This is a genomic window from Undibacterium sp. JH2W, assembly GCF_049340425.1.
Lineage (GTDB): Bacteria > Pseudomonadota > Gammaproteobacteria > Burkholderiales > Burkholderiaceae_D > Undibacterium.
Genome location: NZ_JBMPOT010000001.1, coordinates 36,991 through 62,009 on the forward strand (window position 1 = coordinate 36,991; position 25,019 = coordinate 62,009).

The following is a 25,019-nucleotide window of genomic DNA, read 5'->3' on the forward strand; positions in this document are numbered from 1 at the left end:
TGTGTAGCTATTTCAGAAATGCGTTCTCCAAAAACGGGAATCATCACGGATTTCGGCAATTTGTTCGCTGGTCAGTTCATTGCTGACTAATTCACGGCTATCCATGGCTTTACTACCGACTTTGAGGCTGGCTTTGAGCAAGTAACGATAACCGGTCAGCATGTCATGTTCTACACCATCACCGTGCAGGTAGCGCAGACCCATTTGAAACTGGGCGGTGGACAAGCCCTGATTGGCCGCCAGCATTTCCCAATGGGCAGCTTGTGCAGTATTTTTTTCGACTCCTGCCCCGTCCTGATAAGCCAGGGCCAGATGATGCTGGGCACTGGCATTGCCTTGCTGCGCAGCTTGTTGATACCAGAATACGGCGTCTTCTTGATTGGCTTCCACGCCCTTGCCGGTGGCATACATATAACCCAGGGCCAGCTGGGCCGAAGTCAGGCCTTGCAAGGCGGCACGGCGGAACAATTTGAAAGCCTGGCTTTCGTCAGTATCCACACCTTCGCCGGTCAGATACAGCACCCCCAGATTGGCTTGAGCACCAGCATGGCCAGAGTCAGCGGCCTGCTCCAGCCAATACGCGGCTTCCTGAACATTTTGCAGATCTGCATCCGGTTCCAGGTATAACAAACCCAGCATATTTTGCGCCTGGGTATCCCCTAGCAGGGCCCAGCGCCTGACTTGCATCTCATCATCGAAATCATCGTCGCCCAGAGCCGAAGCGCAGGTCAGCATGATCATGAGCACCATCAGCAGATGTCGCCATTTTTTCATTGTTATCCTCACCTGTTTTACTGCATGTACAGAATGCTACGCCTCCTGCATGGCCGGTGTGTGTCGCGACTGTTGGATTAGGTAACAAAATGTAGCCCAAGCTGTGTCCAGGTAGACAGTCTGGGGGTAAACTACGGAGGCAGACAATTCCATCACCAGCCATGAAAGCACATGCCGTGACCCCAGCCACAAAGCTACGCATAGGATTAATTGCCAACCGTTCTCACCAGGATGCACCCAATTCTGCACTGGTGCAGCTATTACATGGCGGCGGGCCAGCACTACAACATTTACAGGCTGAAATGGTGATCGTCGGACGTACCCTGGATGCCATTATTTCACATGGTCTGGTCGAAAACTGTCCCACAGTGGAACGCTTTCCCTATGGCCGTGAAGGTGGGCTCATGAAACTGGTATCCAGGGTCGTCGATAAAGACCCGGACAGAGCAGTCGACGCGGTGATCTATCTCATTGATCCTGTCGACCCATCCTCGGTCTTCCCAGAAGCCCATGCACTCAAACGCCAGTGCGTGATACACCGCAAACCCTTTTTAGCAACACTGGCCAGTGCCAGAGAATGGCTGGAACTGGAAGCCACTGCAAGCGGCGCCGCGATAGACCATAAACTGGACTCCAGTTTTGAATTAAGCAAGGAAGGTATCGCCCTGATCGCCCACGATGCCATGAAAGACAGCATGCTGGCCATGGCGGAAAAACATTTCGCCATGCTCGACAGTTTTGGCCACCGCTATGCCACTGGTACTACCGGCGGCTTGCTGAACCGGCTGGCACAAAAAATCAAGGGTGAAGAAGCCGGCAAGAACTGGGTCACCCCTTATCTTTCCGGCCCTCTGGGCGGTGATGCACAACTGGCGGAACTGGTACTCGACAGACAGATACGCCGCATCCTGTTCCTGGAAGACCCGCACGTGGCGCGCCAGCATGAAGCCGACATACAGTTACTCGAAAGAGCGGCCCGCACCGTCTGTGACTATGCCCAAGTCATCAGTGAAGTCACTGGTGCAGACCGCTGGTTGACACTGCTGACTCAAAGAGTCAGCAGGCAGGTTTAGGCCGCTGTTGCGGTCTGGCCGGAAAGGCGCTTGAGTCTTTCCAGCGTGCTCTCACCTGCAGTATCTGCCTGAGTGACAGATTTGCGGATAGCATCGATCTCGGCAGCCTGGTCCAGCGGTTTTTGGGCGATATCGGCAACAATGCGCAAACCTGCTGCTTCGTTACTGACTGTCTGTGCGCGACGTGTCAGGGCATTCAAGGCACTTGAATGGCTGGCCATGCTGGACAGGCTGCTGAGTTGCTCCTGTCTGTCCATGCGCAGTTGTTGCAAGTCCTTTTGTGCCTTGGCCGCGGCCAGGCTTTGCAAGGCTTTTTTCGCAGCGGCATCAAAGTCGGCCAATTGTTTGGAGAAGGCATCGACGATCTTCTGCAATTCATCCATGTATTCTCTGGCGTCTGCCTCTTCCTGAATTTCCAGTGGCAGGCGTGCCTTGTTGGCTTCAAGCTCATCACAGAACAGGCCGACGGTTGCTTCAGAAATCTTGCCTGCAGCAAGACGCTCTGCCAGTGTAGCAGAAGCCTTTTCATCGTTGGCTATCAGTTCGCGCAAGCGTACCACATCACTATGCTCTTTGTCGAAAGAGGCACGGGCAGAGGCCAGTTTTTGTGCGGTGTCGCGCAGGGCGGCAGCCAATCTGTCACGATCAGCTTCGGTCGCTGTTTCAGGATCAAAATTGGCGATCGCTTCAGATATCTTGTCGCCAAGAGCGCCAAAGTGTTTGGAAATCAAACGTGCGGTCAAGCCCCAGCCATTCATATTGCTCATGGTATTTCCTTTCAGTGTGTGACGCGGTAAATATCAAATACAGTGTTATGGGTACTACATCAAGGCGGTGCTATTGCACCAGCAGCCTTTCCGCTTCCAGGGGTAGGGCTATCATAAAATCGACATGGATGTCGCGCCTGCTGCCGCCATCCTTGCTACGCAAAATCTCTGTGCTGATGAGTAATATTTCAGACTGATTCCCTGCTTCATTCAAACGCCTGCGGTAAGGCATGAAGACCACGTCCTGTTGCAGGCCCAGCTTGCCTGCAGCATCATCGATACGGGTTTCCACTCCTTTGTAAGGCGCGACAAATTCCTGGGCCGGATCGCCGGCGTCGCGCTCATATTGCAGGCTGTCGGCGTCGGCAAAAACGCTGTCCAGACTGGCGTCATCCCAGCCTATGCCCGCCAGTTGTTCACGCCACAAACTGTAATTGCGGTCGCCCAGACCTGTCCCGTTTTCACCCAGGAAAGCTTGCTGGTCTTCCACGGTTTCAGGTATCAGGCGCGTCAGGTGACTGCAATATAAAAGCTCTTGCAATTCACCGCTGGCATCACAATACAACTGCAAAAATTTCTCACCACCATCGGCATCGCGATTCAGATAATAGCGATACATCTTGCCGCTGATAGCCAGTTGCACGCGGCTGATGGCGATGATGCGGGTTTCGGCTTCATCCGGCATGGTGATCAACGAACCCTGGCTGATGGCGCGTATCAAAGGTGTCTTTTGCAAATTGACGACACTGCCTATGCGCGCTCCCAGTGGCAGGCCAGCATCTTGCCTGCCCTTGTCTGCATGCATCTCATCTGCAGTGAGTTCATCCTTGTTGTGCTTGTTAAACAATTTGCCTACGTACTGATATGCATCTTTCCAGGCCATGGTATTAATTTCCTCCTAAACTGTAATGAACTGCACTGTCTTGCCTGTTGCGCCGACTGCGCAGGAATCGCCAGCCTGCCCAGGCCAGGGTTGCGAATAGCAAGAGGACGAGGGCCGTGCGCATTACTTTAAAACCACGGTCTTCCTTCGCTGCTGTCGCTACTGCTGTGGTCCCGGCTGTTGAACTGCTCAATGCAGCCGTACTGTCATCTGTCACTGCCGCATCACTACCACTAGCGTCATCCTTACTACTGCCCCCCTCTATATTGGTAATGGGTTCCAGCTGTCGGGGCCGGTGGTTTTCTGCTGCCTGGGTATGGCTCATCACACTACCCAGGATGACGCCACCGACAACGGCAGGCAAAATGCCACTGCCTCGTTGCGTCACCTGCGGTTGCATCAATGGCGGTGTTGATTGCGTCACTGGCGACGTGGTAGGCGTGCTATATATGGACTGGTTCGCAGCCTGATGATTGATGCTATTGTTGGCATTGCTATTGCCAAAGCCCTGATCCTGCGTGCGCTGGCCAGGCTGAGCCGCTTGCTGGCGCGCATCCATACTCTTTTGGGCATTCGCCTGTGCCTGGTTTTTTTCCAGGTCACGGTTCAGCGCAGAGTCAGATTTCTTGCCCACATTGGCGGACTTGCTGGTATTAAAACTGCCAAATCCAGTATTCGATGGCTGGACTGGAGCAGGCTTGCTGACATTTTTTTGCGAAGAGAAACCACCGCGAAAGCCACCCGAAGAGCCGGATGGACGTCCACCTGCATGTGCCAGGCCTGTCGATAGCGGCAAGACCAGCGCCAACACAATGGCTATTAATTTGCTATTAAAACTGTTCATGGTTCTTGTCTATAGAAATATGGTTAAGCTATCTGTACAATCCCTCAACGCTCGATGGATGTCATCATAGTGAGCAAAAAGTTAAAGATCATCGGTAATAAACGAGGGAATTCACCATGACACGTAAATATTCGGACATGAACCAGCACGACGCCTTGTACAAGATTGCGCGCGCCTATCCTGGTGGCCTGGAGGCATTGGCTGGCCGTATGGAAGTCTCGGTGAATGTCTTGCGCAACAAGCTGGCACCTGGCATAGAATCACATTACCCCTCGTTTGAAGAACTCTCGCTGATCGTCGAGCTCTGCCATAACGCGGGTGTCAAGGATGCCCATTTGCCGTTGCATGCGTTGTTAAGCCGTCATGGCATGGCGGCATTTGTGATACCTGAAACTGACCAGGTCAGCGAAGATGATTTGTCGCAAACAGTTTGCCGCGTCATGAGCCGGGTGGGCGATGTGGCTGAGGCTGTCTCCACTGCCCTCATCGATGGCGTGATTACCGATGCCGAAGCAGACTTGATAGAAAAAGAATTTCAGAGTGCACTAACGGTGCTGGGTGAATGGCGCGCACGCATACGTGCGCATCATAAACAAAGGGAGTCGTGAATTTCTTGCGACTGTTCGCGCACCAGGGATTGCTTACATCTACGTGCATAAGACGAGCGTAGTCTTGTAGGAGCGACTTCAGCCGCGATTATCTGCTACAAACCGAAGACCGACACGGCCAGATGTTCGCGGCTAAAGCCGCTCCTGCGAAATGAAGAAAAGTGTATTGCTGGCACTTGCTTAACTCTTAAGCAGAGCCTGTTTAGTGCAATCTCTTTTCCAGGAAAGCGACTATCCTCGGCCAGCCCATTTTGCGTGCCAGATCCAGTGCTGTTTCACCTTTGGGATTGAGCGCACCAGGATCGGCACCATGTTTGACCAATAAAGTAACTTGCGCGAGATTGCCAGCCAGCGCATCCCTCTGCAGCAGGGTCCAGCCAGCTTCATCGACGCTGCGGGTAAAAGCAGGCTCATCCTGCAAACCCTTATCCATAGGCTCTGCCATGTTTTCACTTGCGGGGTGTTCTGGCAAGTCGTCTATGTTGTTTAAGACGGACTTTTCTGTCGTATCAAACAGACTGGATAAGAATCCCTGTTTTTCTTTTGCAGGTTCCAGTACGACGGAGATTTTTCCTGGCTTGCCAAAATCCAAATCCCAGGCCCTGTCATGATCGTCACGCTCTGTTTTTGACATACCGCTACGTATCACGTCAATGCTGTAACCACCATATACTTTGCCATCAATAGCATACATCCAGTCATCAATTTCCTCCAGCGACACGCTCACCGGGTCACCTGCTGCGATGCTGTCAAACCATTGTGGGTTATTCAGCAAAATACCGGTAATGGTATCTCCATCAAACTGTATTTCATTGATCCACATATGTTCAACTTCAGGCACGTCCCCGCTTGAACCTGTAGGAAAAGCTATTTTCACAGCGGCCAAATCCAGGGCAGGTATGATACGTCTACGCTCCCATGACAATTCGCGCCAGAAGTATTTAAACGTCTTGCGAGCCTGTTCAGCAGCCACCTGCATCGCCGGGCTGGCACCTTCAAACATGACTATTTTGTCTTCACTCATGATCTTGGCCGATAAAATAAAAACAATATACTGCAAGCAGACTGACAATTACGCAAGTACAGCACTTCGTTTCAATTGATACAAGCCTTTACTTATTAATCGCAATGCGCGCAGTCGGCACAGCTATGCTTTGGGAAATTTGAATAGATGAAATATTTGCCCAGCAGCATTTGCTCTGCTGATTTACAATACAAGCCTGCCCTATGCCAAGCCGTCAGGCTGCCATCATCATGTCCACAGAAGCCCCAAGCCAGCGTCCCACCTCCCTTGCGGATTTGTATATTTCATTTACCTTATTGGCATTACAAGGATTTGGTGGTGTGCTGGCCATAGTCCAGCGTGAGCTGGTAGAAAAAAAACGCTGGATGACGATGGAAGAATTCGTCGAAGACTGGGCCGTCGCACAGATTTTGCCAGGGCCAAATGTGGTGAACTTATCCCTCATGATAGGTCATCGCCATTTTGGTTTTGCTGGTGCCATGGCAGCACTGGCTGGCATGTTGTCTGTGCCCTTGTTGATCGTGCTGGTGCTGGCCGTGGTCTATGCCCAGTTTGCCCAGCATCCTGAAGTGGTCGGTGCCTTGCGTGGCATGAGTGCCGTCACTGCCGGACTGATCATTGCCACCGGTCTCAAACTGATCCCGGCACTGAACAATAACCCCCTGGGCAGAACTCTGGCCCTGCTGTTCAGCGCCTTGTGCTTTATTGGCATCGCCTACTTCCGCCTGCCTCTGGTTTATGTCTTGTTCAGCCTTGGTGCCATCACTTGCATCATCGCTTACCGGAGGCTCAAATAATGCCGGATACCCTGCCTCATGTTTTGCTCATCAGCATGAACTGGAATGACTGGCTGCAATTGTTCCTGCACTATATGATGCTCTCCCTGCTGTCCATAGGTGGGGCGATTTCTACCCTGCCGGACATGCATCGCTACCTGGTGGCGCAACAGGGCTGGCTGACGGATGCACAATTCAATGCCTCGGTATCGATCGCCCAGGCGGCACCAGGTCCGAATGTCTTGTTCATTGCCCTGATGGGCTGGAATGTGGGCATGAATGCCGGTGGTATGTTGACCGGTTTGCTGGGTGTCTTCATTACCATGACGGGTATCTTATTACCCAGCACTACCCTGACTTATGTGGCGGCCAGTTGGGGACATGCCAACCGCGAACTGCGCAGTGTGCGCGCCTTCAAGCTGGGTATGGCACCGATCGTCATAGGTCTCTTGCTGGCCACAGGCTGGATCATGGCAGCCTCGCATAACCAGGCCAGTAAAGACTGGCCTTTGTGGCTGATGACGGTAGTCTGCACCCTGGTGGTCTGGCGCACCCGCCTGCATCTGCTGTGGCTGCTGGCGGGTGGCGCAATATTGGGATGGTTAGGCTGGATTTAAAAAATGTCAAACAAAACCCAGGTAGCGCTGACTGGCGTTGTAATACTGCAAATTTGGTAGCAAGGCCAGCATATCACTGTCAGATACTCCCAGCCATTTACCCAGGGTAGCGGCATATTGATCGACCGAGGTCGTTGGCAATAAACGGCCCTGCCCTACATCATCATCGCTGTCAGTCGCTACCAGTGGCGCAGTGCCGTAATAGCGCTTGCCATTGACGGCACCACCCAGCATGAAATGCATGCTGCCCCAGCCATGATCAGAACCATCATTATTGCCGCTTAAAGTACGGCCAAAGTCAGAAGCCGTAAAGCTGGTGACCTTGCTGTCGACTTTCAATTCTTTGGTGGCGGCATAAAAAGCCGCCATGGCTTCTGCCACACTGGCCAGCAAACCTGGGTGTGTGGACACCAGGCCATCATGGGTATCAAAGCCTCCCATGGAAACAAAAAACACCTGACGTTTCGTCCCCAGCGTACCAGCACAGGAAATCATGCGCGCCACCATCTTCAATTGCATGGCAAGATTATTCTCTTCATTAAATGGTGTAGCGATTGCCGGTGCGCCCGCCAGTGCCGCAGTCAGTACCCCATTGGCATCGATGGAGCGTTTGCTGACACGGGTATATTCATTTTCAAACAAATGTGGCCGGGCTTGCGTGACCAGGTTTTGCAAGGCGGTGGAACAAGCTGCTGAACCAAACAGTGGTGCCTGCAAACCCGCCAGCGGCACGGAGCCATTGGTCGACACCTGGTATTGCACGGCCGTATTACCGGACAGGTAAACCGCATTGCCTGAAACATTCACGCAGGTAAAAGTGGCATTGCCATTACCTGCCTGGAACAGATCGCCCATGCGCCCGCCCCAACCTGAGGTTGCCCCCTCTGGCGCAGAAGATTGCCATACCGATTGCTGGTCGTTATGCGAAAACAATTTGGGCGGCAGCATCGCTGTTTTATTCGTGTATTCCAGCTTGGTGGTCGGGCGTATCAGGGTACCGACGTTCAACAATACTCCCATCTTGCCTGCATCGAAAATCGGCAGCAACGGTGCCAGTTCGGGTGCCAGTGCATATTGATGGCTGAAACCGCGGCGATCCAGCGGCACATTCAAACCCTGCAGCACGGTGCCACTGAGTTTATCGCGTGCATATGCCAGGGTGGGGCGCAACTGGTTATAGGCATTGTAATTGGCCGTATCATAGGGCACCAGGGTGTTGGCGTAATCATTACCGCCGTATAAGAATACACAGACGATGGCCTTGTAGTCGTCGGCATTGGCGGCGGAAGCTTCGGCCATGGCGGCCAGGTTGAGTGCCCAGGGGGTGGCAACACCGGCAATCGAGAGTGCCGAGACACGTTGCAAGAATGCGCGGCGTGAGGCATTCATGGTTGTAGAATTTTTCATCATGCTTTCCTGTCATCATTACAGTAAATTATTTGAGCAGTATCCCGAACTCATTTGAGAACGATAAATTCTGGTGCGGCCAGCACCAGCGTCAGCGCCGCATAAATTCTTTGTTTGCGGCGGTTATCGGTCCCCCTGGGCATGCTGTCGACAGCATTGCTGAGATTGAGCAAAGTAGCGGCGCTCAATTGACCTGCCGCCAGTACCAGATTGATTTCATCGAGCAGGGCGGGCGCTGTTTCTGCCAGCGGCATCAGGCTGCTGTAGTCCGCTGTCACATCACTGATACCGCTGCTGACTGCATGCTGCATATAATTTACATAACCAACCACCGAGGATTCATTGGTGATCTGGAATTCAGGTGCGACCAGGGCAGCCGTGGCAATCGCGGTATTCGGTGGCACATAGCCGGGACGGAAATAATTGAATACCGATGGTGAGCGCAGAGGGCTTTGTCCCAGCCTGGTGGCGGGATCACTGGTATTGCCGAGATTCCAGGTATCGTTCGTCGCCGTGGCATTGTAGGCTCGTGCCCAGGCCAGCAAGCGCAGCATGGGTTCACGCAATTTGCCAAACTGCGGATTGCTGATATTGGCTGGCTGGCGTGCCTCATCATCAAGCAAGATGGCTTTCAGTACTGCCTTCAGGTTCCCCCTGCTGCTGGCGCTGCCGCTACCATCATTGCCAAACACCACAGCCACTCTGGCGACATAGGCGGGACTAGGATTGCTGGTCACCAGTCTTTGTATCAATTGGCGGCTGATGAAAGGGGCGACATTGGCGTGGGCAAAGATGATGTCCAGCGCTGCTTTCAAGGCATCCGCACCATTCAGGCCCGCTGCCACAGTCTTGCCCAGGAAGCTGGAAGCACCGGTTTCATGTCTGCTGGCCACTTGTATCATGGGTCTGCGCATAAAATCCGGGGTATCGGCCTTGCCGCCAGCCAGATCAAAATCCCAGCCAGTAAAAATGCGGGCCAAGCCGGTAATATCGTCGAGGCCATAGGTTTCCCTGGTCTTGCCCGCTTCCAGGCGTGGGCTACCGTCGGGATTGAGTTCAAGCAAACCTATGCTGAAGAGTTGCATGAGTTCGCGCGCATAATTTTCATCCGGCAAGGCACCGGTCTGGGGATTGAACTTGATATTGCCGCGAAAGGTAAGGTAGGTGCCCATGGCGGGGCTGGTCGACACCAGTTGCAAGAGATCGCGATAATTACCAAAACAATTCGCTTCCAGCATGTCCAGCCAGGCCGCTGCGGCAAAGGCTTTCCAGCCACCACCAATCAAGCCATCAATGGCCACCACGATGATTTCAGACAAGGCCAGGGTAAAACGCTGGCGCAGGGTGTCGGGTGAGCTGATCAGCTTACGCCAGGCGGTGGCATCAAAACCGCTTTCACTATTGCGAAAGCTGATATCGCTAAGGCCCTTGGAAACCAGCCAGTCCCAGCGACTGCCATTACCAGGCAGGCTGAATTGCTCATCGAGCCAGCCTGCATAACCCAGGCTTTGTACTCTGGCGATCTGGGCCCGGCTGGCTCCCAGGCTGGCCTGTGCCAGGAAGCGGGCTGCTTCGCTGGATGTAATGGCGGTACTGACAGGTTCAGGAGCCGGCGCTGGTGGCGGCATCGTGCTGGCAGCTGGACTGACTGCATTGCTATCGGCAGTGTTAGTAGCTCCGCCGCAAGCCGCCAGCAAGGCGGTGGACGCCATCAGCGCCGCCCGCTTTAATTCCTCTTGTTGTTTGAACAAATTCTTGTCTATGCTGTCAATATGATTAACAGTCTCCGTGCCAGCCAGTTGCTCTTCCATATATGCCCCTCTTGTTTGTATAAAGATTGCTGGCTTTCACAATAGGATAGCCATGTAAATTTCCTATTACCGATTTGTAAGCAGTTGTCAGGGAATATGCAGGTTTTGTATATAGTTCGTTACTTAGTGGGTGGAAATAGAGCTGGATGGATGTAGCCTGCCCAGATCATTTGTTACACTTTCGTTTTATCGGAATGATCAGGACTCATTGGTCCTGCCCTCCAGACAATCTTTGTTACAGGAACAGGCATAGTTTGAGGTATGCTTGCCACCTTGAAATTCTGCACCGGTTCATAGTCCATGAAGTTGAGCATAGAAGCGCCTGAAGATGAAATTGCCCTGCCGGGTGAAGTTCATTTGCACATCCGGTTTCGCCCCGCGAATATGTTTGGCATCGTGCTGGCTTTGCTGGTACATGGGCTGTTGCTGTATTTCCTGCTGAATATGAGCGTGCTGAAAAAAAAGCTGGATAAAGCAGGCTTGAGTGAGCCTATCGTCTTGCTCATGAATAAGGAAAAGGCGGTGTCAGCACCCAAGCAGGCGACTGCCCCGCAAAAGCAGAAGACCCAGTCCAAACCTGTGCGCATCCCGCCATCCAAAAACGCCATCACCCAGCCCAGGGCCACGCCGCAGCCGACCACGGACTCACCTGTCCCGCAACCGCCGCCACCGCAAGCCAAGGAAACGCCGCCAGAAATGGATATGATGGCCCTGGCCAATGCAGCACGTGAACGCCGTCGCGCCGCCGAAGAAGCGGCAGCCCAGGAAAATGAAGGTGCCCGTCAGGCTGGACGCGGCATGACACCGCAAGAAGTGGCAGAAGCCAATGTGCGCCGTAGCATGCAGCAAGCCAATGGTCGTGGCGGCAGCGGCGTGTTTCAGTTAATTGATGTCAGCACCCGGGTGGGCCGGTTCTCCTTCCACGGCTGGAATACCCGTGCCATCGCATCAGGCAGAAAACAGTTCTTTGAAGTAGATGCCGGTCTGGGCGGTGATGTTCGCATGGCCGTAGTACGCCGCATGATAGAAATCATACGCATGGAATACAAGGGCGATTTCAACTGGGAATCCAGACGCCTGGGCACGGTAAGACGCATGTCTGCACGGATAGAAGATACGGCAGAGCTGGAAAGTTTCTTGATGAAAGAATTTTTCCCTTAGATCTTTGTATCTCAAGCCTGGCCGGTCCGGCCAGGCGACAAGCCCGGTATCTCAGACTGGCTGGCCTGAGACCCTGGCGGCCCGCCCTCGCCACAACTGCAGCAAACCCTGCCACCAGCTGACAGGCTCCACTTGCTGTATCAGCAAGTCACAAGTCTCCAGCGCGCGCAACGCTACCCAGCCATCGCGCTCCGCCGAGAAGCATGCACCGGCACTGAGCACCGTATCCACTTGCCAGGCCACGCCTTCCAGGAATTGCGGCGCAGCCACAATTTGCAAACACCCCTTATGCAAATGCAGTTTGCTATCTGTCATTAACAGTAGGTGCAGGCGCTGACCCGCTTTGATCGTATGTATATCCATGAAATGCTCCTGAAAGTGGTGAGGCATGTGTTTCAGGATAAGTCTTGCCAGAGATTCCGCACAGACACAGAAAAAGCCTATCTGTATCGCATCAGACAGTTAATTCATAATCTGTTATTGTATCGTTAGTCCTGAACTGTATCTGTGCAGGCCCTGAGCATCTTTACATCGTCAAGCTATGCAAACCCTACCTCTCTACAGGCAACTGGCCGACCATTACCTGAATGCCATACGCTGCGGCACACTCAAGCTGGGTGACCGCATGCCTTCGGTACGCAAACTCATGCATGTGCACGGCGTCAGTCTGTCCACTGCCTTACAGCTCTGCCGCCAGCTGGAAACCGAAGGCTGGCTGGAAGCGCGCCCGCGTTCTGGCTATTTTGTGCGACAGCCAAGACGGGTGCGCCTGATACCTGCGCAGGAACCCACCATAGGCAAGATCATCGACCCCGCGCAGTTTGTCGGCATCCATGAACTGGTGTCAGAAATCATTGCCCAGGGCCAGCGCCAGGTGAAATGCAATCTGGCCCGCGCAACTGGTGGCCCGGCGCTGTACCCACACCAGCAATTGCGCAGCCTGACCGTCAGTACCCTGCGCCGTTATCCAGAATTGCTGACCAAGGCGATATCACCGGGTGGCAACCGTGAACTCAAGGCTGCGCTGGCCAAGCGCGCACTTGATTCCGGCATCAGCACTTCCGCAGAACAAATCATCATTACCAATGGCTGTATCGAAGCCCTGAACCTGGCCTTGCGCGCCGTCGCTCAGGCAGGTGATGTCATCGCGGTGGAATCACCGACTTTTTACGGCCTCTTGCAAGTGCTGGAAAGCCTGGGCATGAAAGCCCTGGAAATACCCACCAGCCCCAGCACCGGCATTTCCGTCGAGGCGCTGGAACTGGCGATGCGCACCTATGACAATATCAAGGCAGTCGTGGTCGTGCCGCATTTACAAAATCCTCTGGGTAGCATGATGCCCGACCAGCACAAGCAAAAACTGGTAGCACTGTGTGAAAAGCAGGGCATACCGCTGATAGAAGATGACTCTTATAGCGCCCTCGCAGATGGCGATAAAATACCAACTGCATTGAAGCAATGGGACCATAGCGGCAATGTGATTTACTGCGCATCGGTACACAAGATACTCGCGCCTGGCATGCGCGTGGGCTGGATACTGGCGGGCCGCTGGCAAGAGCGAGTCAACATGCTGAAGTATGCGCACACCCGTTATAACGAGGAATTGTCACAGATAGTTACGGCGACTTTTTTACTGTCGTCAGCTTACGACAGACACCTGCGGAAACTACGTAGTAGCCTCGCCGTGCAAAGAGAAAAAATGGCCGAAGCGATTGCCACTTATTTCCCGGAAGGCACGCGTGTGACCATGCCAGCTGGTGGTGTTTCGCTGTGGGTGGAAATGCCAACCGGCACGTCGTCCCGCGCGGTTTTTGATGCCGCTCTAGAGGAGAGCATCCTGGTTTCACCAGGTTTGATGTATTCCAATTCAAATCGTTTTGATCATTTTTTGCGCCTCAATTGTGGCATGCCATATACCCAGGATCTGGATGATGCGATGCGTTTGCTGGGCCGCATCATTCAGCATCAGGCTTCTTCCAGGCAACACATCGCTGCATAATTTTTAAGCACTGTGGAAAGCCACAATTGTGGCTGTTCCGCGCATTTTCCATAATGGCTGCACTGACGGAAACAAATATTCCGCAACGTGCTCGCCATGCTGATTTCGTTCAGGCGAGACTTTCTACCATCCAATGGAGACCCAGGATGAAAGCTCAAGCCTTCTACAAATCCCTGTATTTTCAAGTCATCACCGCGATTGTTCTAGGCGTGATGCTTGGCCATTTCTATCCCGATTCTGGCACTGCCATGAAACCGCTGGGCGATGCTTTCATCAAGCTCATCAAGATGATGATAGCGCCGATTATTTTCTGTACCGTGGTAGTCGGTATAGCCGGCATGGAAGACATGAAAAAAGTCGGCAAGACCGGTGGCATGGCCCTGCTGTATTTTGAAGTGGTCAGTACCCTGGCATTGATCGTCGGCCTCATCATCGTCAATGTCGTGCAACCTGGGGTGGGCATGCATATCGATGTGCATACCCTTGATACCAAGGGCGTCGCTGCCTTTGCCGGACCGGGCAAAATGCAGACCACGACAGAATTTTTGATGGCCATCATACCTACGACTTTTACCGATGCTTTTGCCAAAGGCGAGATCCTGCAAGTCTTATTGATCTCGGTGTTTTTCGGCTTTGCCTTGCATCGCTTTGGCGGCCGTGGAACCCTGATATTTGATATGGTGGAAAAATTCTCCCACGTGTTGTTTGTCATCGTCGGCTATATCATGAAAGCCGCGCCGATAGGAGCATTTGGTGCCATGGCCTTCACCATAGGTAAATACGGTGTCAAGTCCCTGGCAGAACTGGGCATGCTGATGGCCACTTTCTATATCACCTGCCTGATCTTCATTTTTGGTGTACTTGGTACCATTGCCAGGTTCCATGGTTTCAGTATCTGGAAATTCATCAAATACATCAAGGAAGAATTGCTCATCGTACTGGGCACGTCCTCTTCTGAATCTGCCTTGCCACGCATGATGGCCAAGCTGGAAAACCTGGGCGTGAAAAAATCCGTGGTCGGCCTGGTCATCCCTACCGGTTACTCGTTTAACCTGGATGGCACTTCCATCTACCTGACCATGGCCGCAGTCTTCATTGCCCAGGCAACGGATACACCGATGACCCTGATGCAGCAAATCACTTTGCTGGCAGTCTTGCTGCTGACATCCAAGGGCGCAGCGGGTATCACAGGGAGTGGTTTCATCGTGCTGGCTGCCACCCTGTCTGCGGTTGGCGGTGTGCCTGTCGCTGGCCTGGCCCTGATACTTGGTATAGATAGGTTTATGTCAGAAGCACGCGCCCTGACCAACCTCATCGGCAATGGTGTCGCCACTATCGTGGTGGGAAAATGGGGCAACGATGTGGACATCGTCAAGATGCAGAAGCGCCTGAATAATGAAAGTGTGGAAGAAGCAGAAGATCCGGAAATCTTGATGGATACGGCATCCATGCACACAGCAGTACGTCACTAAATAAAGTAATAGGACTTACGCAAAACCGCCCCAGCTGCGTTGCAGCTCCTAGCCGTACTAAAAGTACTGTCTTCGTCGCTACGGTGCAGTCAGGGTTTCAGACAATATGTTGTCTGCTGACGAAACGAACCTCCCTTGCAAGGGAGGTTTCATAAAAGCGACAGCCTTGCTGGGACAATTTTGCGTAAGTCCTAAGTAATTGAATGTATGCAAAAGCGGACTTGAAAGTCCGCTTTTTTTATCTCTGCAAACTTCAACTACTTTTTCTCAAATGCCGCAAGGCCAGAGTCAGGGACATTAATTGTATGGTCGCCGCCAGAAAGAAAGGCGCGCCCAGCAAGATACTACCCTTTTCAAAATGACTGACCTGGCCGACTATCGATGTACCTATCAAGGTGGCAAACACGCTCATGATACTGGCCAGTGCCGTCAGTGAGCCCATGGCCAGGCCTTGCGAACGTGCATCCACTGCGCGCGAGAAAAAACCTTGCAGGGCAGGGCCGGTAGCAAAGGCCAGCACATTGCACAAAATCAACACATACATCATCCACCCCTGACTTGCCAGGCCATAACAACTCAGCGCCACAGTGGAAGACGCCAGACCGATCAGGACGGCATTGGCGTCACCTACCCGCTTGATATAAGACCCCAGAAAAACGCCTTGCATAAGTACGCTGGAAATGCCAACCATGAACAGTGAAAAACCATTTTGCATGGGTGTCCAGCCAAAGCGCAATTCTGTAGACAGGACCCAGGTGGTTTGCAAAGTGAACTGGGCAAACATGGTTAGCGCATATACCCATACCAATGCGCCAACGCCACGCAAATGCGCCAACCCACGCAGGCCGGCAAAGGGATTGGCGGCAGCAAGACGAAAAGCTTTGCGATGTTCTGCAGGCAGGGATTCCGGCAGTGAGAAATAGCCATACACCACATTAGCCAGCGACACAGCCGCTGCCAGATAAAACGGGTAATGGATATGCGCCTCACCCAGCATGCCACCGATGACAGGGCCGCAGATAAAACCCAGACCAAACATGGCACCTATCTTGCCCAGGGCCTTGGCACGGTTTTCCTGGCTGGAGACATCGGCGATATAGGCATTCGCCACTGACAGATTTCCTGCCGTGATACCGCCTATGGCACGCACCAGCAGCATCCAGTAGATATTGGTGACCTGGGTCAGCATGAAGAAATTCAAGCCCAGGCCCAGCACGCAAGTCAGCAAGACAGGACGGCGGCCATAACGGTCACTGAGTGCGCCTATCATGGGCGCGAAGATAAATTGCATGACGCCGTAGATGGCAACGATAGCGCCATACCAGTATGCCTGGCTATCTGCCTGCAAGGTATAACTGGCCACCAGCCGCGGCAAGACCGGAATGATGAGGCCTATGCCGAGGATATCGAGGAATACCGTAATCAATACAAAACGCACATTGGTCGGCAGTGCTTTGGCAACATCTGCCTGTTCAGAACTTGTCATACCAGACATCCTTTAAGCGGAATGTTCAAAGCACAATAGTATATGATTACTGCAAGATAGATTTGTAGAGAGGGCAATATGGCTTTGTTTGATCATTTTCTTGTTATTGCCTTGCTGGTCGCCATCAGCGCATTTTTTTCCATGTCCGAGATTTCACTGGCGGCAGCGCGCAAGGTCAAGCTGCAGATCCTGTATGCCGAGGGCGAGCAACGTGCGGGCAAGGTGCTGGCACTGCAGCAAGAGCCCGGGCATTTTTTTACAGTCGTGCAAATCGCCCTGAATGCAGTGGCGATACTCGGTGGTATCCTGGGTGAACAAGCCTTGACGCCGTATATCCTGAAAGCCCTGGCGGCTATCTTTGGCATGATCAGTTGGGTGGAAACTGTCAGCTTCGTCAGCTCTTTTTTGTTCGTGACCTCGATCTTCATTTTGTTTGCTGACCTGATGCCCAAGAAGATCGCCATGATTTCGCCAGAAACCGTGGCCATGCTGGTAGTCAGCCCTATACTTTTGTGCGTGCGCCTGTTCAAACCCCTGGTCTGGGTCTTCAATGGCCTGGCCAACCTGCTCTTGCGGCTGTTGAATTTACCGACAACACGCAATGAGCAAATCACTTCCGATGAAATTTATGCCATGTTTGATGCCGGTGCTGAAGCCGGGGTCGTGCTGGAAAGCGAGCATCACATGATAGGCAATGTGTTTGAGCTGGAAAGCCGCACCGTGCCATCGGCCATGTCGCAGCGCGACAGCATCGTCTACTTCACTTTGCAAGACACAGATGTGGTCATACGCCAGAAGATCGCCGAACATCCGCATACCAAGTTCCTGGTCTGCGATGGCAATATTGACAATGTCGTTGGCTATGTAGAATCCAAGGATATCCTCAAGCGGGTACTGACCAACCAGGCTTTCACCAAGGTGCAGGAATTATCGATACGCACAGCCCTGGCTGTCCCCGATTCGCTGACCCTGTCGGAAATGCTGGAACAATTCAAGGGCACACGTGAAGACTTTGCCGTCATCCTCAATGAATATGCCCTGGTGGTGGGTGTGATTACCCTCAATGATGTGCTGAGTACCCTGATGGGCAACCTGGTACATCCTTTCCTGGAAGACCAGATCGTCAAGCGTGATGCCAACTCCTGGTTAATTGACGGTGCGACAACGATCGAGGATGTCTGCCGCGCTCTCGACATAGATGGCTTGCCTGAGCAGGGAAGCTATGAGACCATTGCCGGTTTTATGATGACGATGCTGAAAAGGATACCCAAGCGCACGGATTTTGTCATGCTGGGGTCTTACAAGTTTGAAGTCGTCGATATTGATCATTACCGTATTGATCAATTACTGGTAGTCAAGCTCGATGGCGCAGATAGCAGCGCATCATCCTGATCAAGACCTTAAGATTTTAATATCTCGCTTTTTCTTTGCTTTTTCATCGCTTTTTCATTGCTGACAGCAGCCGGACAATAAAGCTGCTGGCTTACCCGTTTTTATCAGGATTTTCATGTTGCACGCTTGTGGAGTAGATTTTGGCACCTCGAATTCAACCGTTGGCTGGCACAGGCCGGGCCAGCCCGCGCTCCTGGCGCTGGAAGAGGGCAAAGTCACGCTGCCATCGGTGGTGTTTTTTGATGTAGAAGATGACCAGGTCAGTTATGGCCGCGCCGCCCTGGGTAACTACCTGGCAGGCTATGAAGGCCGTTTGATGCGCTCCATGAAGAGCTTGCTGGGCACCAGTCTGATGGATGGGCAAACCGAAGTACAGGGCAAGGCCGTACCTTTTCGCCATTTGCTGGCGCAATTCATACGCGAACTCAAAGCACGCGCAGAGAAATCAGCCGGTACGCATTTCACCCAGGCGGTACTGGGGCGCCCCGTGCATTTCATCGATGATGACAGCAAGGCTGACAAGCTGGCACAAGACACTCTGGAACAAATCGCCCGTGCTGCCGGTTACAAGGAAGTACAATTCCAGTACGAACCCATCGCTGCCGCCTTTGATTATGAATCGCGCATCAGCAAGGAAGAACTGGTACTGATCGCCGACATAGGTGGTGGTACTTCAGATTTTTCGCTGGTGCGCCTGGCACCGGAACGCGCCCACAGAATAGACAGAAAAGACGATATCCTGGCCAATGCCGGTGTGCACATAGGAGGCACCGACTTTGACAAATACCTGAGCCTGAACCATGTCATGCCCCTGCTGGGCCTGGGTGGCCGCCTGGGCAGCCAGATCGACGTGCCTTCCAGTTATTATTTCAACCTCGCGACCTGGCATACCATCAACCTGACTTATACCCAAAAAGTCTGGCGTGAATTGCAAGAAGTCTATCGCGATATCAATACCCCGGAATTGCGCCTGCGTTTTGAACGTTTGCTGAACCTGGTCGAAGAACGCGATGGTCACTGGCTGGCCATCAAGTCGGAAGAAGCCAAAATCTTATTATCGGATCAACAAACCATAGACTTGCCGCTGGAACGTTTGCGCAGCAAACTACCAGCCCCGGCCTGCCATCTGGCCCTGGACCAGGCTGGCTTGCAAACCTCGATCGCGCACTTGACCAGCAATATCGGCGAAACCGTCAACACCGTGCTCAACATGGCGAACCTGAGGCCTGAGCAAGTAGATACCGTGTTTTTCACCGGTGGTTCCAGCGGTGTGCGCGGTTTGCGCCAGCAAATCGCCAGCATAGTCCCCACCGCCACCAAGGTAGAAGGTGATTTGTTTGGCAGCATAGGCGCAGGCCTGGGCCTGGATGCAGCCCGACGTTTTGCCTGAAAATGCCGTCTCTGACTGCAACTTAGACTAACAGGACTTACGCAAAATTGTCCCAGCAAGGAGTAGCGACGAAGACAGTACTTTAGTACCGAATCTTGCTAAATGCGGGAGCTGCAACACAGCTGGGGCGGTTTTGCGTAAGTCCTGACTAATATATTTCACCTAAAGTCACATTATCTTCCTGCACACCCGCACGCCTGAGTCCAAAACTTAAACTATACTTGTGGCATCAATTAGCAGGCTTTTCTACTCGGAGAAGGCATGTCGAATGAACAAGACGATGATGAGCTGTTCATAGTTGAAGATGCGGAAGACGAAGCCGCAACTCAACAAGCAGGCCGTAGCTGGAAAATCGCCATCGTCGATGATGACGAGGACGTCCATCGCACTACCTGTTTTGCCCTGCAATATGTGCAGATACTGAACCGCCCACTGGAATTTATCCATACTTACTCCAAAGATGAAACCCGCCGGGTTTTCGCAAACGAGAGTGACATTGCCGTGATCCTGCTGGATGTGGTCATGGAAACCGAGCATGCTGGCCTGGAACTTGTCAGCTTCATCCGCGATGAGCTGGGCTGGACCGATACCCGTATCATCCTGCGCACCGGACAACCTGGTTATGCGCCGGAAGAAGAAGCCATACGTGACTATGACATCAATGACTATAAAACCAAGAATGAACTGACGCGCAAAAAATTACTGACTTCGCTGACTGCTGCCGTGCGATCGTATGAGCAGATACGCACCATTGATGCCAGCCGTCGCGGTCTGCACCAGATCATCAGTTCCAGTTCTGCCTTCACCTTTGAACACGGGATACAGTCTTTTGCCAGCGGCGTGATTACCCAGATCGCTGCCCTGTGTGGCGTCCCGCCCGAAGGCTTGCTATGTGCCCAGGGCGAGCTTGATGATGTGGATGAAGAGGCCCCTCAGGTCTTCAATGTCATTGCTTCTGCCGGGCACTATAGCAATTTGATGAATTGTCCCATCGACGATATCCACAATAGCAGGATACGCGATGCCTTGCGCCATGTGCTGACCCTGCGTGAACCCCTGTTCACCGATCACAGCATGACCCTGTATTTTTCTGGCCGGGGCAACCGGCCGCTGGCAGCCTATATAGACCTGCCCTTCTCGCTGTCAGAAATCAACCAGAATCTGCTGGAAGTATTTTGCTCCAATCTTGGCGTCTGCCTGGACAATTTGAGTCTGGTGAATCAACTCAAGAACCATGCTTACCGAGATCAATTGCTGAAGTTACCAAACCGCCTGAAATTCATAGACCAGATCAGCAGCGTCCTGAAAACCAGGATGCCCGGGCAAATGGTGGCACTCATAGACATCGATGATTTTGCCGAGATCAATGATGTGCTCGGCCATCACTATGGTGACCTGATACTCAAGGCTGTTGCTGACAGGCTGCGCGAAAAACTCGGCGAACCCATTTTCCTGGCGCGTATTTCCGGCGATGTCTTTGGCCTCCTGGGCAGTAGTGAATTACTTGAGCCAGAAAGCTTGCGGCTCTTGTTCATCGAGCCCTTCACGATAGAAGAAACCGCGCATTCGGTATCCATGTCGATAGGCATGGTGGCCCTGGCTGGTTATGAAGGGGATGGCGCAGAGCCACTGAAAGATGCCAGCATCGCCTTGAAGCGTACCAAGATACACCAGCGCGGCACTTGCACACTGTTCACCCGCTCCATGGGTATAGAAATACGCGAGCGCGCCACCCTGATGCAGCATTTGCACAAGGCCTTTGATGCGGAACGCCTGTTCCTCATGTACCAGCCACAAATCGATCTGGAAACCGGCAAATTCACTGGCCTGGAAGCCCTGATACGCTGGCGCACGGATGAAGGTGTGCTGATACCGCCGAATGATTTCATTCCCCTGGCAGAATATTCCGGCCTCATCATCAGCCTGGGTGCCTGGGTCTTGCGGACAGCCTGCTTCATGATGGTCAAATTGCAAAAAGCCGGCATCGCCCCAGAACGCATGGGCGTCAATGTATCTGTCGTACAATTCCGCCAGGATGATTTTATAGCCGTCGTGGAGCGCGCCTTGCGCGATACCGGTTTGCAGCCACAACACCTGGAACTCGAAATCACCGAATCTGTCACCATGAGCGGTGCCGCCATGTTTGAAACCCGGCTCGCCAGGCTCAAAGAACTGGGTGTAAAAATCGCCATTGATGATTTTGGTACCGGTTTTTCTTCCCTCAGTTACCTCGATAAATTACCGGTAGACAGGCTGAAAATAGACCGGGCCTTTGTCAACCAGATCGATACACCGGAGGGGCCACGCATTGCCGAATTGATTACACAGCTCGGTAAAAAGCTGGGCTTGCAAGTCATTGCCGAGGGTGTAGAACATGAAATTCACTGGAAAACCCTGGCTGCCATGGGTTGTCATGAAGGCCAGGGCTTTTATATAGGCCGGCCCATGCTGGAAGAGAATCTGATCAGCTGGATCAATCTCAGAAAATAAAAGGCTGTTGCAGGCGGGGCATGTTATTTCTGCCTCACGCTGCAACAGCCTTATTACAGTATCAGGGCAAACGCCCTGTCCTGCTTACCCGGCTTATTTCTTGTCCATAGGTGGATGCTGACCATCCTTTTGCGCGCCCATATGACCCATGCGTTCACGCATATGTGATGCCATGCGCCTGTGGCTTTCATCAAAAATCTTTTGCTGCTCTGGTGTCAGCACAGCATAGAAAGTTTTCAGGGAGCTCAGACGGGTTTGCATCCTGGCCAAATGCTCTTTCATTTTTTCCAGGCCTTTTTCCATACGCTCTGGTGTGGTCAGCTTATCCATTTCCTTGCGGTCTGGATGGGCAGGCATGGGGCCAGGGTTCATGGCATCGGTAAAGCTTTTCCAGGCGGGTTCCTGGGCCGCCGTGATTTTCAGTTTGTCGTGCAATTCGGCCTGGTGCTTGGCCATGCGTTCTTTCATTTTTTCTGCCCACTTGGCAGGGTCACCATGCTGGCCATGCCCGTCTGATGGGGTTGCAGGTGGGCTACTTTGCGCCCAGCTCAGGCTTGCAGCACCAAGTGTCAGTGCCGTCAAAGCGATCGATATTTTTTTTTGTAAGGTATTCATGATTTCACTTTCTGAACAGAAGAACATACTCAAGGTTTACTGTAAGCTGATTTGCCTTGCCCCGGCACGACTGTCCAGGACACGCTTCGCATCTTGCAGTACAGTTGTAACGATGAAATGTCGGTCTGCTCTCGCATTGTATCGACGTGTAACACGCAGGATTTTGCGGGCGTGGTATGTTACTTACTGTTTCCCCTTCGGTTTATCATAACAAGACGATACAAAATCAGGGTTTTTATAGTCAAGACCAGGCTCATAATGAAGAACATGGACACACCAAACAAAATTCTCATCGTTGATGATGACCGCGACATCCGCAATCTGCTGGCCGATTATCTCGACAATAATGGCTATAGCACCATCACAGCCGCCGAAGGCAATGCCATGTGGGCAGCCCTGCAAAATCACCAGATCGATCTGGTCGTGCTGGATTTGAACCTGCCCGGTGATGATGGCCTGACGCTATGCCGCACCCTGCGCAGCAAATCAAGCTTGCCGGTCATCATGCTGACTGCCCGCGGCGAACCCCTGGACCGCATCCTGGGGCTGGAAATGGGAGCAGATGATTACTTGCCCAAGCCTTTTGAACCACGCGAATTACTGGCCCGCATACGCAGCGTCTTGCGCCGCACCCAAAGCAATGCCCATCCGCATACAGGCGAAGCCCTGCAAAAACTGAAGTTTGCAGGCTGGACCCTGGACTTGACAGCCCGCCATCTGATAGGCCCGGATGGCATGGTGATCTCGCTGTCAGGTGCAGAATTCCGCATGTTGAATATTTTCCTGGAACACCCGAACCGTGTGCTCAATCGCGATCAATTGCTGAACATGACACATGGCCGCGATGCCGACCCCTTTGACCGCTCGATAGATATTCAAATCAGCCGCCTGCGCCAAAAATTACGGGAAGATGCACGCTCACCACAAATCATCAAAACTGTCAGGAATGGCGGCTATGTGCTGGCCGTGACTGTCGCTGTGGAGCAAGAGGCATGAAAATCTTATCGTCGATGTGGGGCCGGGTATTTGCCATCCTGTTACTGGGCGTGATTGCTTCAGCAGCACTGACCTGGTCACTGGCTTTTGGCGAAAGACAAAAAACCATATCGCAGTACAGGGATTCTCATGCCGTAGAAAGAGCCGAGCAACTGGTGCTGGCACTGGATGCACTACCTGCCGAAAACCGCGAAAAATTCCTGGCGACGGCGCCGCGCCTGGGTTTGAAAGTGGCTACCCTGCCATCCGAGACTACCGACCAGGCCCCGCGTTCTGAATATGCTGCAGCTGTCAGCGAAAGACTGGGCAAGACTTTTCGCGTGATGTCATTGGCACAAGACCCGGCATCCTGCCCGCGCAACCCGCAAAATATACAAACCAATCGCCTGCCCTGCGAAGCCCTGGGCATCACCCTGCATGATGGCACGGCCCTGCGCCTGACGGTATTACCGCCACGTAATCCAGCCCCACCGCTGCGCCCCGATTTCCTGCAATACCTGTTCCTGTTTTTAGCCAGTATCGCCGTGCTGGCGTATCTGATCGCCCGCATGACCATGCGGCCCTTGCAGCAAATGGCCAAAGCTGCCACTGCCCTGGGGCAAGATATCAACCGCCCTGCCCTGCCGGAAAAAGGCGCAACCGAAATCCTGCAAGCGACACGCGCCTTCAATGCCATGCAAGCCAGGATACGCCAGCATATCGCCCAGCGTACCCATATGCTGGCCGCCATCACCCATGATTTGCAAACCCCCTTGACTCGCCTGCGTCTGCGCCTGGAAAAAGTCAGAGATGAAGAATTGCGCGACAAACTCATAGAAGATTTGTCTGGCATGCAAATGATGATACGCGAAGGCCTGGATCTGGCACGCAGCATGGATAGCAATGAAGCCCTGAAGCCACTGGACCTTGATTCCCTGCTTGATAGTGTCTGTGCCGACGCTGCCGACGCTGGCCAAAATGTCAGCTTTGAAGGCAAGCCTGGCCTGACTGTCATGGCCAGGCCACAAGCCCTGCGCCGCTGCCTGACCAATCTCATCGACAATGCAGTCAAATATGGTCATTACGCCACCGTCAGCCTGGTAGCAGGCAAGGATGCTGCCAAAGATGTGCTGCATGTGCTGATACGTGATGGCGGCACGGGGATTCCACCAGAATTTCAAAGCAAGGTATTTGAGCCATTCTTCCGTATGGAAACCTCGCGCTCGCGCGAATCTGGCGGCACGGGCCTGGGCCTGACCATCGCCCAGAATATCGCCCAGCAACATGGCGGCCAGTTGCAACTCAATAACTTGCCTGAAGGCGGCCTGGAAGTACGTCTGACCTTACCCATGCAAACCGCCTGACCCCGCCAAAGACCTCGCTGTTACTCCTGCTGCCTTGCAGCAGGAGGCAGCCCCCCCAGCAAAAAGTCTGCAAGCCGCTAGCCCAAGCCTG

22 protein-coding genes are annotated in these 25,019 nt (G+C 53.0%); 12 read left to right on the forward strand and 10 right to left on the reverse strand.

Features of this window, described 5'->3' with window-relative positions; all coding sequences use genetic code 11:
* Positions 1–12: 12 nt before the first annotated feature.
* Positions 13–774, reverse strand: a complete 762-nt coding sequence (locus ACO0LC_RS00135; RefSeq protein ID WP_422999395.1) for a tetratricopeptide repeat protein — start codon at positions 772–774, stop codon at positions 13–15.
* A 161-nt stretch (positions 775–935) separates the two neighbouring features.
* Here ACO0LC_RS00135 and ACO0LC_RS00140 point away from each other — a divergent pair, with 161 nt between their 5' ends.
* On the forward strand, positions 936–1,847 hold the full coding sequence (locus ACO0LC_RS00140) for a methylglyoxal synthase (protein WP_422999397.1): 912 nt from the start codon (positions 936–938) through the stop codon (positions 1,845–1,847).
* Here the strand turns inward: ACO0LC_RS00140 and ACO0LC_RS00145 are convergent.
* From ACO0LC_RS00145 to ACO0LC_RS00155, 3 genes are all read right to left on the reverse strand, one after another.
* Positions 1,844–2,614 (reverse strand): hypothetical protein, encoded by a 771-nt coding sequence (locus ACO0LC_RS00145; RefSeq protein WP_422999399.1) that lies wholly within the window; start codon positions 2,612–2,614, stop codon positions 1,844–1,846. The genes ACO0LC_RS00140 and ACO0LC_RS00145 overlap by 4 nt on opposite strands.
* 70 nt (positions 2,615–2,684) lie before the next feature.
* On the reverse strand, positions 2,685–3,497 hold the full coding sequence (locus tag ACO0LC_RS00150) for a DUF2491 family protein (protein WP_422999401.1): 813 nt from the start codon (positions 3,495–3,497) through the stop codon (positions 2,685–2,687).
* A gap of 4 nt (positions 3,498–3,501) precedes the next feature.
* Complete coding sequence (locus ACO0LC_RS00155) at positions 3,502–4,341, reverse strand: hypothetical protein (protein ID WP_422999403.1); 840 nt, start codon at positions 4,339–4,341, stop codon at positions 3,502–3,504.
* Between the two features lie 116 nt (positions 4,342–4,457).
* On the opposite strand from ACO0LC_RS00155, the gene ACO0LC_RS00160 reads away from it, so the two are divergent.
* The gene (locus ACO0LC_RS00160) at positions 4,458–4,949 is read left to right on the forward strand and encodes a phage regulatory CII family protein (RefSeq protein WP_422999405.1); all 492 of its coding nucleotides are present in this window, start codon (positions 4,458–4,460) and stop codon (positions 4,947–4,949) included.
* A 202-nt stretch (positions 4,950–5,151) separates the two neighbouring features.
* Here the strand turns inward: ACO0LC_RS00160 and ACO0LC_RS00165 are convergent, their stop codons facing one another.
* Positions 5,152–5,973, reverse strand: a complete 822-nt coding sequence (locus ACO0LC_RS00165) for a DUF2314 domain-containing protein (protein WP_422999407.1) — start codon at positions 5,971–5,973, stop codon at positions 5,152–5,154.
* Positions 5,974–6,176: 203 nt separating this feature from the next.
* Here ACO0LC_RS00165 and ACO0LC_RS00170 point away from each other — a divergent pair, with 203 nt between their 5' ends.
* A complete protein-coding gene (locus ACO0LC_RS00170; RefSeq protein WP_422999409.1) occupies positions 6,177–6,770 on the forward strand; it encodes a chromate transporter in 594 nt (197 codons plus the stop codon).
* On the forward strand, positions 6,770–7,366 hold the full coding sequence (locus ACO0LC_RS00175) for a chromate transporter (RefSeq protein WP_422999411.1): 597 nt from the start codon (positions 6,770–6,772) through the stop codon (positions 7,364–7,366). The genes ACO0LC_RS00170 and ACO0LC_RS00175 overlap by 1 nt, the downstream gene beginning before the upstream one ends.
* 6 nt (positions 7,367–7,372) lie before the next feature.
* On the opposite strand, the gene ACO0LC_RS00180 is transcribed toward ACO0LC_RS00175, so the two are convergent.
* Together ACO0LC_RS00180 and ACO0LC_RS00185 are read right to left on the reverse strand one after the other, a co-directional pair.
* Positions 7,373–8,773 (reverse strand): DUF1501 domain-containing protein, encoded by a 1,401-nt coding sequence (locus tag ACO0LC_RS00180; RefSeq protein WP_422999413.1) that lies wholly within the window; start codon positions 8,771–8,773, stop codon positions 7,373–7,375.
* A gap of 50 nt (positions 8,774–8,823) precedes the next feature.
* On the reverse strand, positions 8,824–10,584 hold the full coding sequence (locus tag ACO0LC_RS00185; protein ID WP_422999415.1) for a DUF1800 domain-containing protein: 1,761 nt from the start codon (positions 10,582–10,584) through the stop codon (positions 8,824–8,826).
* Between the two features lie 300 nt (positions 10,585–10,884).
* Between ACO0LC_RS00185 and ACO0LC_RS00190 the strand changes: the two genes are divergently transcribed.
* Entirely contained in the window at positions 10,885–11,745 is an 861-nt protein-coding gene (locus ACO0LC_RS00190) for a hypothetical protein (RefSeq protein WP_422999417.1), read from the forward strand.
* A gap of 51 nt (positions 11,746–11,796) precedes the next feature.
* Here ACO0LC_RS00190 and ACO0LC_RS00195 read toward each other — a convergent pair whose 3' ends face one another.
* On the reverse strand, positions 11,797–12,108 hold the full coding sequence (locus ACO0LC_RS00195; protein ID WP_422999419.1) for a hypothetical protein: 312 nt from the start codon (positions 12,106–12,108) through the stop codon (positions 11,797–11,799).
* 178 nt (positions 12,109–12,286) lie between these two features.
* Here ACO0LC_RS00195 and ACO0LC_RS00200 point away from each other — a divergent pair, with 178 nt between their 5' ends.
* Positions 12,287–13,744, forward strand: a complete 1,458-nt coding sequence (locus ACO0LC_RS00200; protein WP_422999421.1) for a PLP-dependent aminotransferase family protein — start codon at positions 12,287–12,289, stop codon at positions 13,742–13,744.
* A 146-nt stretch (positions 13,745–13,890) separates the two neighbouring features.
* On the forward strand, positions 13,891–15,216 hold the full coding sequence (locus ACO0LC_RS00205) for a dicarboxylate/amino acid:cation symporter (RefSeq protein ID WP_422999423.1): 1,326 nt from the start codon (positions 13,891–13,893) through the stop codon (positions 15,214–15,216).
* 253 nt (positions 15,217–15,469) lie between these two features.
* On the opposite strand, the gene ACO0LC_RS00210 is transcribed toward ACO0LC_RS00205, so the two are convergent.
* Positions 15,470–16,702 (reverse strand): TCR/Tet family MFS transporter, encoded by a 1,233-nt coding sequence (locus tag ACO0LC_RS00210; RefSeq protein ID WP_422999425.1) that lies wholly within the window; start codon positions 16,700–16,702, stop codon positions 15,470–15,472.
* Between the two features lie 78 nt (positions 16,703–16,780).
* On the opposite strand from ACO0LC_RS00210, the gene ACO0LC_RS00215 reads away from it, so the two are divergent.
* The 3 genes from ACO0LC_RS00215 to ACO0LC_RS00225 all read left to right on the forward strand — a co-directional run bounded on the left by ACO0LC_RS00215 (position 16,781) and on the right by ACO0LC_RS00225 (position 21,974).
* Positions 16,781–18,094: a hemolysin family protein gene (locus tag ACO0LC_RS00215; protein ID WP_422999427.1), complete on the forward strand. Its 1,314-nt coding sequence runs from the start codon at positions 16,781–16,783 to the stop codon at positions 18,092–18,094.
* A gap of 115 nt (positions 18,095–18,209) precedes the next feature.
* Positions 18,210–19,484 carry an Hsp70 family protein gene (locus ACO0LC_RS00220; RefSeq protein ID WP_422999429.1) on the forward strand — a complete coding sequence of 425 codons (1,275 nt, stop codon included), beginning with the start codon at positions 18,210–18,212 and terminating at the stop codon, positions 19,482–19,484.
* Positions 19,485–19,745: 261 nt separating this feature from the next.
* The gene (locus ACO0LC_RS00225) at positions 19,746–21,974 is read left to right on the forward strand and encodes a bifunctional diguanylate cyclase/phosphodiesterase (RefSeq protein ID WP_422999431.1); all 2,229 of its coding nucleotides are present in this window, start codon (positions 19,746–19,748) and stop codon (positions 21,972–21,974) included.
* 93 nt (positions 21,975–22,067) lie between these two features.
* Here ACO0LC_RS00225 and ACO0LC_RS00230 read toward each other — a convergent pair whose 3' ends face one another.
* Complete coding sequence (locus tag ACO0LC_RS00230) at positions 22,068–22,589, reverse strand: Spy/CpxP family protein refolding chaperone (protein WP_422999433.1); 522 nt, start codon at positions 22,587–22,589, stop codon at positions 22,068–22,070.
* A 267-nt stretch (positions 22,590–22,856) separates the two neighbouring features.
* On the opposite strand from ACO0LC_RS00230, the gene ACO0LC_RS00235 reads away from it, so the two are divergent.
* Together ACO0LC_RS00235 and ACO0LC_RS00240 are read left to right on the forward strand one after the other, a co-directional pair.
* Entirely contained in the window at positions 22,857–23,585 is a 729-nt protein-coding gene (locus ACO0LC_RS00235) for a response regulator (RefSeq protein WP_422999435.1), read from the forward strand.
* Positions 23,582–24,928: an ATP-binding protein gene (locus ACO0LC_RS00240; protein ID WP_422999437.1), complete on the forward strand. Its 1,347-nt coding sequence runs from the start codon at positions 23,582–23,584 to the stop codon at positions 24,926–24,928. The genes ACO0LC_RS00235 and ACO0LC_RS00240 overlap by 4 nt, the downstream gene beginning before the upstream one ends.
* The last annotated feature ends 91 nt before the right edge of the window (positions 24,929–25,019 follow it).